We start from the raw sequence: 13,053 nt of genomic DNA, 5'->3' as shown, positions 1-13,053 counted from the left end.
CGTGTAAAATTATTTTCTATTTCCTTTCTTTATGTTAGTATTATTCTAACAATTGAAGTAGGAAGGGTTCGTATTATGAGTACAAAAGTTAATCCAATCCAAGTGAGAGATATCATTATTGCAAATCAAGTATTAAAGGATGTAGTCATCAAAACACCATTACAATTAGACAGTATTTTATCAGAAAAATATCAGTGCAATGTTTATTTAAAGCGAGAGGACTTACAAGTAGTTCGTTCCTTTAAAATTCGTGGTGCATACAATTTAATGCAAGGTTTATCTAAGGAAGAATTAGCAAATGGTGTGGTATGTGCCAGTGCAGGTAATCATGCGCAAGGTGTTGCCTACTCCTGTAAAGCGTTAGGAGTAAAAGGGGTCATTTTTATGCCAAGCACTACGCCTAGACAAAAGGTAAATCGTGTTGAATTCTTTGGTGGGGAATTTGTAGAAATTAGATTAACTGGTGATACATTTGATGATTCCTTCGATGAAGCAATGGCATACTGTAATGAACACAATGCTTCTTTTATTCACCCATTCAATGATACGAGAACCATCACTGGGCAAGGAACGATTGGCTTAGAAATACTCGACAGCATGGAAGAGCCAATCTCCCACGTATTTATGGCTGTAGGTGGTGGGGGATTAATTTCTGGTGTAGGTTCCTACATAAATAGCATTAGTCCTGACACTAAAATTATTGGGGTAGAGCCTGAGGGTGCTGCATCGATGAAGGAAGCACTGAAAAAAGGAGAAGTAGTTAAGCTAAACAAAATTGATAAATTTGTTGATGGGGCAAGTGTGAAACAAGTCGGTGATATCACCTATGACATTGCAAAGGAATTTATCGATGATATTGCCATAATCCCAGAAGGGAAGCTCTGCACGACATTGCTCGACCTATATAATGAAAATGCCATTGTAGCCGAACCAGCTGGTGCTTTACCGATATCAGCACTCGATTATTATAAGGATGAAATAAAAGGAAAGAATGTCGTCTGTATCGTAAGTGGTGGAAATAACGATATCGATCGGATGCAGGAATTTAAGGAAAGATCGATGATATACGAAGGATACAAGCATTATTTTATTGTTAATTTCCCACAAAGAGCGGGTGCTTTGCGAGAATTTATGGAAAAGGTACTTGGAGAAAATGACGATATTACAAGATTTGAATATACGAAAAAAAACAATCGGGATAAAGGCCCTGTGTTAGTTGGCATTGAATTAAACCGTTCAGAGGATTATTATGCTTTATTATCTAGAATGGAGCAAAATGGTTTTACCTATATCGAAATAAACAAGGATGAACAGCTCTTTCATTTACTAATTTGAGGGAAAGGAAGCAGAATTTCTGCTTCCTTCTTACATATAGAGCTAGAGACGTTTCGAGAGGCAAAGGGTGATTGATAATGGAAGGAATCTTCAAAAAGTTAATGGAAGAAACCGAAGAAGAACGCTCGATTTTGAGAGGAAATCAAAGCATCAACAAAGCAATTTATACCAATTTAACCTCCGACTTCGTAATACAGAGCGAGAAGTTCCTAAAAGATGATCTCATCATGATTCGAAAGCATCCAAGATATATTGATTTCCCTAAACATTCCCATGACTATATTGAAATGAATTACGTCTATCATGGCGAATTTTTTCAAAAGGTTGCGGATCAGCCAATTCGACTAAAAAAGGGAGAAATCCTATTGCTTAATCAGCATATTGAGCATGAACTGAAGGCATGCAAGAAAGAAGATATTATTATTAACTTTATCATTCATCCGGCATTCTTTGATTATATTGTAACCAATTTATCTACGGGTTTTATTCAGAACCAGATGCTACAATTTTTAGTAAACAGCATGTTTGATTTTAATCAAAAGGGAGAATTCCTGTATTATCCCGTTTCCGATTCAAATCGAATTCAAGACATTATGAATCAATTGCTGTTGGAAATGATGAACCAATCATTGTTAGCAAAATCAAAGATTAAGTTTCTAATGGGACTCCTCATTATTGAATTGATCGAACAAAAAAAGAACCAAACGGCTACTCCGATCAAAAATGAACAACATTCTTTTTTGAATGATGTATTCCTATACATTGAGGAAAATTATCGAGATGCCAACCTTCAATCATTAGCCACCAAATTTAATCAAAATGTTTATTGGGTAAGTAGACTAATAAAGCAATTGACCAACCAAAATTTTAAAGATCTAGTTCAAGAAAAACGATTATTAGTCACCAAAAACCTACTCTTATACACCGATTTATCTATGCAGGCCATTGCGGAGGAAGTAGGGTATGAAAATGTTAGCTATTTCTATCGAATTTTCAAGCAAAAATATGGCATGACCCCAAGAGCATATAAATTAGAACTAATGAAAACAGAATAACACTATGGTTTTAAAACAACCTTGATGCATTGATCTTCTTTATTTTGAAACATTTGATAGCCTTTTGTGGCATCATCTAATGGGAGCTTATGTGTAATCATTTCGCTAGGATTAATTTTACCATTTACCAATTGTTCATAAATAGTAGACATATATGCCCGAGCATGGGCTTGCCCCATTTTAAGTTGAATATTTCTCGAGAAAAATGCTCCAAGTGGAAAAGCGTTGTAGTTCCCACCATAAACTCCCGTAAGTTGTACCGTTCCACATTTTTTGATTGCCTTGGTTGCTATTTGAATTGGTCCAAGTGTTCCCCCTTGAAGTTTAAATTTTTGCTCCATAAATTCTAATGGTGATTTTTTACCATCCATCCCCACACAATCAATGACTTTATCTGCGCCCCCTTTGGTGATCTCTTTTAGGTATTCTCCCATGTCTTCATATTGGGTGAAATCATAGGTTTCACAGTTATTCCATTTTTTTGCAAACGCGAGTCGGTAGGGGATATAATCCACGGCAATGACTCTTTCTGCTCCCTTTTTCCAAGCAAATTGTTGTGTCATCAGCCCGACAGGCCCACAACCTAATACGATAACGGTATCTCCTGGCTTCACCTCTGCATTTTCGATGCTCCAATAGGCGGTTGGTAAAACATCTGATAGCAGTAGCAGAGATTCATCCTCCACCTCACAGTCCTCTGGTATGATAAATGGAGTATAATTTCCAAAAGGAATACGCAAATACTCTGCTTGTCCCCCAGGATAATTTCCAAACTTCTCAGAATAACCTAAATATCCACCAGAATCATAATGTGGGTTTGCTTCGTCACATTGGCTCTCATGATGATTTTGACAATATGGACATTTTCCGCATGCCATTGTAAAAGGAACAACGACACGATCCCCAACTTTCACCTTCGTTACCTTCGGTCCAATCTCCTCCACGATTCCCATCGGCTCATGACCGATCTGGTAACCAATAGGAAGAGGAAAGTTCCCTTGATATAAATGTAAGTCTGATCCACAAATTGCGGTGGAAGTAATGCGAATAATCACATCTTCTGGATCTTGAATCGTTGGAAATGCTACTTTCTTCACCATTACTGCATATTTTCCTTGGTAAGTTACTGCCTTCATCGATCTCATCTCCTAAACTATTTCATATTGTGTTTAAACTGCTACATTACACGAAAAATATTCATCTATCGGAAAAAATTGCACTTGCAAAAATGGACAATAAATAAATAATTTACGTTATATTATTTTGTTTTCTTATGCTATAACATATAAATTATTAACCGCTTACATAAGGGGAGGGATAATGTGCAAAAATGTAATCTAGCTGTAGATATTGGTGCATCAAGTGGTAGAGTCATAGCAGGCTATTTAGCTAATGGTAAACTAAAGCTTGATGAAATCCACCGTTTTGATAATGGAATGGAAATGAAAAATGGTCATTTGTGCTGGGATATTGATGGCTTATATCAAGAATTGGTTATTGGATTAAGAAAAAGTGTACAAAAAAATTACCAACCGACAACAATTGGTATTGATACTTGGGCAGTAGATTTTGTTCTGTTGGACAAAGAAAAAAATCGTATCACGGATTTCGTCGCTTATCGTGATCATCGCACAGATGGCGTAATGGATGACATTCTTAAAATCCTTGACCGAAGGAAGCTTTATCAACAAACAGGGATTCAATTTCAACCATTTAACACCATTTATCAATTATATGCATTTAAAAAAGAGAACCCTGAGTTAATGGAGAAAGCAAAGCACTTTCTCATGATACCGGATTATTTGAATTATTTACTAACAGGTACGTTATCAAATGAATATACCAATGCAACATCCACGCAGTTGTTATCCGCAAACAGCAAAACATGGAATCAATCAATAGCTGAAGCATTAGATATTCCTCTTGAGTTGTTTTTAGAGCCTAAAATGCCTATGCAAACACTAGGGTATTTAAAGCCAGAGCTCCAAAAAGATATAGGATTCGATGTGAAGGTTGTCTTACCTGGTACGCATGATACGGCTTCTGCTGTTGTTGCTGTACCAAATGATGAGTCGATTTATATTAGTTCAGGAACTTGGTCCTTAATTGGCGTAGAGCATGATACACCGATTACTAGTGAACAAGCGATGAGGTACAATTTTACCAATGAAGGCGGTGTGTATGAAAATATCCGCTTTTTAAAGAACATTATGGGCATGTGGATGATTCAAGAAGTAAAGAAGGAACTAAAAGATCAATACAGCTTTCAAGAATTTGTGGATCTAGCGTATCAATTGAAAGCGTTTGATTCCATTGTCGATGTCAATGACGAACGTTTTTTAAGTCCTAAAAGCATGATTCATTCCATTCAAACATTTTGTCAGGAAACGAATCAAGCCATTCCGCATTCACCTGCTGAATTAGCTGTTTGTATTTTCAATAGTCTTGTTAAAAGCTATCAACAAGCAGTGAAGGAAATCGAGGAAATGACAGGAAAGGAATATGCATCCATTAATATCATTGGTGGTGGAAGTAAAAACCAATATATGAACGAGCAATTAGCTAAAGCAACTGGTAAAGCTGTTTACACAGGTCCGACTGAAGCAACGGCTATTGGAAATCTGATCGCACAAATGCATACTACAGGAGAGATCGATTCCAGAGAAACGTCAAAATTAATGATCAATCGTTCCTTTGAGATTCAAAAATATTTAATACGAGGTGAGAAAAATGAGTATCAGAGATAATTTTAAAAGCGCAAAAAAACAATATGAAAAATGGGGGATTTCCGTAGAAGATGCCTTCGAGAAGGTTAAAAAGGTTCCCGTATCTATCCATTGCTGGCAGGGTGATGATATCGGAGGATTTGAAGTGAATCAACAAGAATTGTCAGGGGGAATTGATGTGACTGGTAATTATCCAGGTAAGGCAACAACTCCTGAGGAATTACGAAGCGATTTAGAAAAAGCCTTGTCCCTGATCCCGGGAAAACATCGGATAAACCTACACGCCATTTATGCAGAAACTGAGGGAGAAGTGGTCGACCGTGACGCTTTAGAACCAAAACATTTTCAAAATTGGGTGGATTGGGCAAAGGAGCATGAACTTGGATTGGATTTCAATCCTACCCTATTCTCTCATCCTATGGCAGAGGATGGTCTAACACTTGCACATCCAGATAAAGAAGTGCGTGATTTTTGGATTAGACATTGTATTCAATCACGAAAGATTGCTGCCTATTTCGGAAAAGAACTCGGTACCCAAGCTTTAACAAATATTTGGATTCCAGATGGTTATAAAGACATTCCAAGTGATCGCTTAACACCAAGACAACGTTTAAAGGATTCTTTAGATGAAATTTTTTCCGTAGAGATCAATGAATCACACAACGTTGATGCCGTAGAGAGCAAGCTTTTTGGTATTGGTTCAGAGGCATATGTAGTTGGTTCCCACGAATTTTATATGGGATATGCCTTGAAAAATAATAAATTATGCTTATTGGATACAGGACATTATCATCCAACAGAAATGGTCTCCAATAAAATATCAGCAATGTTGCTATACAGTGATAAGCTTGCCTTACACGTATCCCGTCCTGTTCGCTGGGATAGTGACCATGTCGTCATATTCGATGATGAGTTAAGAGAAATTGGTCTAGAAATAGTACGAAATAACGCATTGGATAAAGTAATGATTGGCTTAGATTTCTTTGATGCTAGTATTAACCGTGTAGCGGCATGGACAATTGGTACAAGAAATATGATTAAGGCATTACTATATGCAAGTCTTTTACCAAATGAAAAATTAAAAGAACTACAGGAAAAGGGAAATTTCACTGATCGTTTAGCTTTAATGGAAGAGTTTAAAACTTATCCTTTTGGTGCGATTTGGGATTATTACTGTGAGATGCAAGGTGTACCTGTACAAGAAAACTGGTTAGATGAAGTAAAGACATATGAACAATCAGTCTTAGCAAAAAGAGAGGCATAAGATAGACCTCATCTAATTTATTTTTATTTGTTTGTGTTGATTTATCTTTGTTTTATAGTATAATGAAAACAGAAACACATCGAAAACCAAACAAAACAAAGATAAGGGAAGAGGAGGAATTAGATTGGTGCAAAATAAATGGGATGAAACAAAAGCTAACGACTTAAATGGTTTAGAATCATTGGTCTATCGGTCTAACCTGTTAGGTTCTGATCGTTCTGTTGTTAATATTGGTGGTGGAAATACTTCAACGAAGACAATTGAAAAGGATTTTAAAGGTGACGATATCGAAGTAATGTGGGTAAAGGGTAGTGGATCAGACCTTGCCTCCATGAAAGCTGCTAACTTTACTGGTTTAAAGCTAGATGATATCCGACCACTGCTTGAAAGGGATACGATGTCGGATGAAGAGATGGTGGAATATCTTTCCCATTGTATGATCGATGCAAAACACCCAAGATCTTCTATCGAAACACTGTTACATGCTTTTTTACCCTTTAAGCAAGTAGACCATACTCATCCAGATGCGATTATTAGTATCGCTTGCGCAGATAATGGGCAGGAGATTGCAAAGGAAATTTACGGAGACCGTTTTGTATGGGTTCCATATATTCGTCCAGGCTTCCAATTGTCTAAAATGATAGCGGAGGGTGTACAAAATAATCCGAATGCAGAGCTTGTCATAATGGAAAAACACGGGCTTGTGACATGGGGCGAAACATCGAAAGAGAGCTATGATAAAACAATTGCTATTATTAACGAAGCCGAGACATATATTGAAGAACAAAAAGCAGGAAAAAGTTTATTTGGTGGAGCGAAATACGACACTCTAGCAGAAGAAGAGAGAAAAAACATCTTTGCCGAAGTATTACCAGTTATTCGTGGACAAGTGAGTAAAGATAAGAAAATGCTTGCAACCTATACCGATGACGATAAGGTGTTAGAGTTTGTGAACAGTCACGATGCGAAAGAACTGTCTCAAATAGGTGCTGCATGCCCTGATCATTTAGTTCATACAAAACGTGTTCCTCTCTATATTGATTGGAATCCTCAGGTAGAGAATGCTGAAAGCTTAAAAGAAAAAATTAAAGAAGGTTTAGCAGTCTACCAGGAGGAATATGTTGCCTATTTTGAAAGAAATAAAAGTGAAGGTGATCAAATTGTGGAAACCGCACCACGTATCATTTTGATTCCAGGTCTTGGGATGGTGAATACAGGAAAAAGCTGGTCAGCAGCTAATATTAGCGAACAGCTATATCACCGAGCAATTGCTGTAATGAGTGGTGCGACCGTCTTAGGTAATTTTGTTTCATTAAATGAAGAGGAATCTTACTTAATTGAGTACTGGCCATTAGAGCTTTATAAGCTTAGCTTGGCCCCACCAGAGGCAGAATTTTCTCGTCAAGTAGCTTTTGTTACTGGTGGTGCTGGTGGTATCGGTACAGCAACGGCTTATCGTTTATTAGAGGAAGGGGCACATGTTGTTGTAGCAGATATTAATTTAGAAGGTGCCCAAGAGCTTGTGAAAAATGTAAACAGCCAGTATGGGGAAAATCGTGCATTTGCGGTGAAGATGGATGTAACAAAAGAAGAGGAAGTTCAAAAAGGTATTCGTGATTCGATCCTTCAATATGGTGGTTTAGATATTCTTGTAAACAATGCAGGTCTGGCAAGCTCCAGTCCATTCGAAGAAACGACGATGGATCAATGGAACTTGAATATAAATGTTCTAGTCACTGGTTATTTCTTAGTGGCAAGAGAAGTGTTTAAGTTAATGAAGAACCAAGAAATAGGCGGGAATATGGTCTTTATTGGATCCAAAAATTCCATTTATGCAGGAAAAAATGCAGCAGCCTACAGCACGGCAAAGGCTGCAGAAGTTCACTTAGCGAGAACAGTAGCTGCAGATGGTGGAGCATTGGGCATCCGTGTTAATTCCGTATTACCTGATGCTGTCATTCGTGGTTCTAAAATCTGGGATTCTTCGTGGAAGAAAGAGCGTGCTTCCTCTTATGGAATTGGCACAGATGACTTGGAAGAACACTATCGCAAACGAACAATTCTAAATGTAAATATTTTACCAGAGGATATCGCAGAATCTGTTGCATTCTTAGCATCATCCAAGGCAGCAAAAACTACTGGATGTATGGTCACTGTTGATGGCGGAGTTGCTGCAGCATTTACGAGATAATATTGGTGAAGTTTTGGTAGGATAAACTCTTTCATAAGGGTTTATCCTTTCTACTATATCAGATAAAAGAATGATAGAATAGAAAGATAAGATTATGGATTGGTATCATCTAAAAGGGGCGTTGAAAATGAAGGTATCCTTTTTTATTACATGCCTAGGAGACATTTTTTATGTGAATGCAGGCAAAGCAGCTGTTGAGTTATTAGAAAGGCTTGGATGTGAGATTGATTTTCCAAGAGCGCAGACTTGCTGTGGCCAGCCGGCATACAATAGTGGCTATCGGAAAGAAACGATAGAGGTGGCAAAGCATCTAATTGAGACCTTTGATCATTCAGAGTATGTAGTGGGGATTTCGGGGTCTTGTGTTTACATGATACATGAATATGTTCATTTATTTGAAGATGGATCCGAATGGCAAAAACGAGCGATCGATTTAAAGAATAAAACCTATGAATTCACCCAATTTATCGTCGATGTATTGGGTATTGAAGACGTGGGGGCAAGCTATCAAGCTGTTGCAACCTATCACACTTCTTGTCATATGACTAGATTGTTAGGCGTCAAGGAAGCTCCCTTTAAATTATTGAGTAATGTAAAAGGATTGAAATTAGTAGATTTACCGAATCGTCAGGATTGCTGTGGATTCGGAGGTACTTTTTCCGTAAAGATGTCGAACATTTCAGAGCAAATGGTTGATGAAAAAGTTTCCCATATTCAAGAGACGGAGGCTGACCTTTTACTAGGTGCTGATGGAAGCTGTCTCATGAATATAGGCGGTCGTTTGACACGGAAAGGTATCCCAGTAAAAGTAAAACATATTGCCGAAATCTTAAACAGCAGAGGTGAAGCATAATGCCTATGCATATAGGAGAAAAGGATTTTAAAGCAAGGGTATCAAAAGGTTTACAAGATGATTTTATGCGAGGTGCTGTTCGGTCTGCACAAGGAAGATTACAAAATAACCGAGCTAACGCTGCAGAAGAATTAGGTGATTGGGAAGAGTGGAGAACACTTGGACAGCAAATTCGTCAGCATACTGTCGAACATTTAGACTATTATTTACATCAATTAAGTGAGAAGGTTGCAGAGCTAGGTGGACACGTTTTCTTCGCAGAGACTGGCGAAGAAGCAAATGCGTATATACAGCAGGTTGCCAAAGATAAAAACGCCAAAAAAATCGCCAAATCAAAATCAATGGTGACAGAAGAAATTTCCATGAATGATGCGTTAGAAGATATAGGGTGTGAAGTGATTGAAACAGATTTAGGTGAGTATATTTTACAAATTGACGACCATGATCCACCTTCTCATATCGTCGCACCAGCACTGCATAAAAATAAAGAGCAAATCAGAGATGTATTTCACGAACGATTAGGCTATGCTAAAACAGAACAACCAGAAGAGCTTGCATTATTTGCGCGGGAGAAATTAAGAGAAGAATTTTTGTCAGCAGATATAGGAATAACCGGCTGTAACTTTGCTGTAGCAGAATCTGGTTCCTTTGCTCTCGTTACTAATGAAGGAAATGCTAGAATGGTTTCCACCTTGCCAAAAACACAAATAACCGTAATGGGGATGGAACGTATTGTTCCAGGCTGGGAAGAACTAGATATTGTCGTGAGTCTACTCACTCGAGCAGCGGTAGGTCAAAAGCTAACGAGTTATATTACAGCACTGACAGGGCCGAAACAAATTGGAGAAGCAGATGGACCAGAGGAGTTTCATCTCGTTATCGTTGACAATGGCAGATCTAGAATATTAGGAACAGAATTCCAAGAAGCACTGCATTGTATCCGTTGTGCAGCTTGTATTAACGTTTGTCCTGTTTATCGTCATGTTGGTGGTCATGCCTATGGATCGATTTATCCTGGACCGATTGGAGCCGTTCTATCTCCTCTGTTATCAGACTATGATGAATACAAAGAATTGCCTTATGCTTCCTCTTTATGTGGAGCCTGTACAGAAGTTTGTCCAGTTAAAATTCCGCTACATGAACAACTGATCATGCACCGACGTAAAATCGTCGAAGATGAGAAAAAATCAACGCTTTCGGAACGTCTTGCAATGAAAGGTTTTGAGCAAATCGTTCAATCCGCTAATTTATATCGAACAGCAACGAAGATGGCACCATTCTTAACGACGCCATTTTCAAAGAATAATGTCATTTCGAAGGGACCAGGTCCATTGCGATATTGGACCGATGCTAGAGATTTACCCCAACCAACACAAGAAAGATTTCGTGATTGGTTTAAGCAGCGAAGTGAACGAGGTGATAGTGAATGAGCAAGGGTACGATAACGAATAGAGGAAAGTTTTTGAAGAATATTAGAGGTAAAATTGGTGGCATTTCTCCCGATAAGCCAGTAGAAAAACCAGACTGGACGGTAAATCCACAAAGAAGGGTAATGGAAGATCTTGATCAGGACCAATTAGTCGAGGTATTAGAAAAACAATGTCACCATATTCATACTGACTTTTTTTTGACTAATAGTGAATCCTTACAGGAAACACTTGATCAAGTGCTAGCATCGTATCAAACAAGATCGATTGTCTATTCTTCTGACAATCGTTTTCATACGTATCAGCTTCCTGAATTTTTCAAGAATTTTGCTAAAAAACCAGAACATGAAGTGTTTAAATGGAATGATGAAAATAGCGAGGAGTCCATTTCATTTTCGGAGCGTGCAGATGTGGGGATTACCTTTAGTGATATAACATTGGCGGAATCTGGTACCATTGTTTTATTTAATAGGAAAGGACAAGGACGCTCGGTGAGTCTATTGCCAAAAGATTATATTGCGATTGTCCCTAAATCAACCATCGTCCCTAGGATGACGCAGGCAACTGATTATGTACATCAACAAGTTGAGAAGGGTGAGGAGATTTCTTCCTGTATTAATTTCATCACAGGACCGAGTAACAGCGCAGATATTGAAATGAATCTTGTTGTTGGTGTTCATGGCCCTATAAGAGCTGCTTATATTGTCGTTGAGGATAAGTAAGAGAAAAGCGAAGAAGACATAACTAAATAGGAATAAGAAAAATCCATGCAAATTTCTGACAGATCGCAGTTTCACAAGATAAAGACCATTATGAGAGCGCGGCTCTTGTATTTTGGTCTTTATTCGTATGATAAAGACCATTATGAGAGCACGGCTCTTGTATTTTGGCCTTTATTCGTATGATAAAGACCATTATGAGAGCACGTCTCTTGCATTTTGGCCTTTATACCTTTTATAAAGACCATTTTGAGAACTAGACTTTCAGTGTTTTGTCTTTATTCGCTCTTCAAAAGACGAAAGCTCCCGTGGAAAACAGTATGAGTAGTTAACAAATCGTTGCACCTGACTGAAAAATTTTACTTGAACAGATATTGACTGATGCCCTATGGATAAAGCAATGTATTTTGACAGAGCGGTTTCCGTGCTTAATATTCGGATTTTACTACTTTCCTACACGTTTGTTCAAGTCCTAATTCTTTTAGCAAAAATGAGCATCTTTATTGTGAAGATCTTAAATATCTTGGTATGATATAGCGTAGAAGTTGGGAGGACTTGCGGGATGAAAATTTATCAAAATATGACAGAGTTAATTGGTCAAACACCAATGGTAAAGCTTAATAAAATGGTTCCAGATAATATAGCAGAAGTATATGTTAAATTAGAGATGTTTAACCCATCAAAAAGTGTAAAGGACCGTGCCGCATACAACATGATAGTAGAAGCAGAAAAAGCGGGATTATTATCTGAAAATGCTACGATCATTGAGCCAACAAGCGGCAACACAGGTATTGGTCTAGCGATGACAGCAGCAGCAAAAGGATATCAGGCAATACTCGTTATGCCTGATAATATGACGAAAGAAAGAATAAACATTCTCAAAGCATTTGGTGCTCAGGTAGTTCTAACGCCTAGTGAAGAGAAAATGCCTGGTGCCATTAAGAGAGCAAAAGAATTATTAGAGCAAATTCCTAATAGCTTTATGCCACAACAATTTGAAAATCATGCCAATCCTGATATCCATCGAAAGACTACCGCTTTAGAAATCCTCGACCAAATGGAGGGCCAGTTTGACGGTTTTGTTGCTACTGCAGGAACAGGTGGCACGATCACCGGAACAGGGGAAACCTTGAAGGAAAAACTACCGAATATACATGTAGCTGTAGCTGAGCCCAAAGGTTCACCTGTATTATCCGGAGGAAAACCAGGAAAACATAAATTAGTCGGAACAAGTCCAGGATTTATACCAGAAATATTGAATACTTCTGTTTATGATGAGATTATTCAAGTTAGTGACGAAGATGCATTACAAACCTTTAAGAAGCTAGCAAAAGAAGAGGGGATATTTGTAGGACCATCTGCAGGAGCTGCTGTATTCGCTGCGATGCAAGTAGCTCAAAAATTAGGGAAAGGTAAAAAAGTCGTCTGTATCGCCCCAGACACTGGTGAAAGATACTTAAGTATGAATTTAATATAAGGATTC

Annotated in this window: 10 protein-coding genes; 9 read left to right on the top strand and 1 reads right to left on the bottom strand. The window is 38.0% G+C overall.

What is annotated here, in order from left to right:
• Nucleotides 1–75: 75 nt before the first annotated feature.
• Nucleotides 76–1,335 carry a threonine ammonia-lyase IlvA gene (ilvA, locus tag ACZ5N5_RS16000; RefSeq protein WP_109984333.1) on the top strand — a complete coding sequence of 420 codons (1,260 nt, stop codon included), beginning with the start codon at nt 76–78 and terminating at the stop codon, nt 1,333–1,335.
• Nucleotides 1,336–1,412: 77 nt separating this feature from the next.
• Complete coding sequence (locus ACZ5N5_RS15995; protein ID WP_054859420.1) at nt 1,413–2,390, top strand: AraC family transcriptional regulator; 978 nt, start codon at nt 1,413–1,415, stop codon at nt 2,388–2,390.
• Between the two features lie 2 nt (nt 2,391–2,392).
• Here ACZ5N5_RS15995 and ACZ5N5_RS15990 read toward each other — a convergent pair whose 3' ends face one another.
• Nucleotides 2,393–3,526, bottom strand: a complete 1,134-nt coding sequence (locus ACZ5N5_RS15990) for a zinc-dependent alcohol dehydrogenase (protein WP_109984332.1) — start codon at nt 3,524–3,526, stop codon at nt 2,393–2,395.
• Nucleotides 3,527–3,712: 186 nt separating this feature from the next.
• On the opposite strand from ACZ5N5_RS15990, the gene rhaB reads away from it, so the two are divergent.
• The 7 genes from rhaB (at nt 3,713) to cysK (ending at nt 13,047) form a co-directional block, all read left to right on the top strand.
• A complete protein-coding gene (rhaB, locus tag ACZ5N5_RS15985) occupies nt 3,713–5,137 on the top strand; it encodes a rhamnulokinase (protein WP_277678213.1) in 1,425 nt (474 codons plus the stop codon).
• Nucleotides 5,121–6,380: an L-rhamnose isomerase gene (rhaA, locus tag ACZ5N5_RS15980; protein ID WP_054788449.1), complete on the top strand. Its 1,260-nt coding sequence runs from the start codon at nt 5,121–5,123 to the stop codon at nt 6,378–6,380. The genes rhaB and rhaA overlap by 17 nt, the downstream gene beginning before the upstream one ends.
• Before the next feature lie 124 nt (nt 6,381–6,504).
• On the top strand, nt 6,505–8,571 hold the full coding sequence (locus ACZ5N5_RS15975) for a bifunctional aldolase/short-chain dehydrogenase (RefSeq protein WP_109984330.1): 2,067 nt from the start codon (nt 6,505–6,507) through the stop codon (nt 8,569–8,571).
• Between the two features lie 127 nt (nt 8,572–8,698).
• A complete protein-coding gene (locus tag ACZ5N5_RS15970; RefSeq protein ID WP_109984329.1) occupies nt 8,699–9,424 on the top strand; it encodes a (Fe-S)-binding protein in 726 nt (241 codons plus the stop codon).
• On the top strand, nt 9,424–10,854 hold the full coding sequence (locus ACZ5N5_RS15965) for a LutB/LldF family L-lactate oxidation iron-sulfur protein (RefSeq protein ID WP_109984328.1): 1,431 nt from the start codon (nt 9,424–9,426) through the stop codon (nt 10,852–10,854). Before ACZ5N5_RS15970 ends, ACZ5N5_RS15965 begins: the two co-directional genes overlap by 1 nt.
• Complete coding sequence (locus tag ACZ5N5_RS15960; RefSeq protein ID WP_464372760.1) at nt 10,851–11,573, top strand: LutC/YkgG family protein; 723 nt, start codon at nt 10,851–10,853, stop codon at nt 11,571–11,573. Before ACZ5N5_RS15965 ends, ACZ5N5_RS15960 begins: the two co-directional genes overlap by 4 nt.
• Before the next feature lie 559 nt (nt 11,574–12,132).
• Complete coding sequence (cysK, locus tag ACZ5N5_RS15955) at nt 12,133–13,047, top strand: cysteine synthase A (protein ID WP_464372759.1); 915 nt, start codon at nt 12,133–12,135, stop codon at nt 13,045–13,047.
• Nucleotides 13,048–13,053: the final 6 nt, after the last annotated feature.

It is taken from the genome of Gracilibacillus sp. JCM 18966 (genome assembly GCF_055392695.1).
The sequence above is the reverse complement of the archived record's forward strand: the minus strand, read 5'-3'. Positions and strand labels throughout refer to the sequence as shown.

Excerpts from the sequence above, each read along its gene's own strand:
- ACZ5N5_RS15965 (WP_109984328.1), top strand. The coding sequence starts at position 9,424 with ATGCCTATGCATATAGGAGAAAAGGATTTTAAAGCAAGGGTATCAAAA.
- ACZ5N5_RS15990 (WP_109984332.1), bottom strand. The coding sequence starts at position 3,526 with ATGAAGGCAGTAACTTACCAAGGAAAATATGCAGTAATGGTGAAGAAA.
- cysK (WP_464372759.1), top strand. The coding sequence starts at position 12,133 with ATGAAAATTTATCAAAATATGACAGAGTTAATTGGTCAAACACCAATG.
- rhaA (WP_054788449.1), top strand. The coding sequence starts at position 5,121 with ATGAGTATCAGAGATAATTTTAAAAGCGCAAAAAAACAATATGAAAAA.
- ACZ5N5_RS15970 (WP_109984329.1), top strand. The coding sequence starts at position 8,699 with ATGAAGGTATCCTTTTTTATTACATGCCTAGGAGACATTTTTTATGTG.
- ACZ5N5_RS15995 (WP_054859420.1), top strand. The coding sequence starts at position 1,413 with ATGGAAGGAATCTTCAAAAAGTTAATGGAAGAAACCGAAGAAGAACGC.
- ACZ5N5_RS15960 (WP_464372760.1), top strand. The coding sequence starts at position 10,851 with ATGAGCAAGGGTACGATAACGAATAGAGGAAAGTTTTTGAAGAATATT.
- ilvA (WP_109984333.1), top strand. The coding sequence starts at position 76 with ATGAGTACAAAAGTTAATCCAATCCAAGTGAGAGATATCATTATTGCA.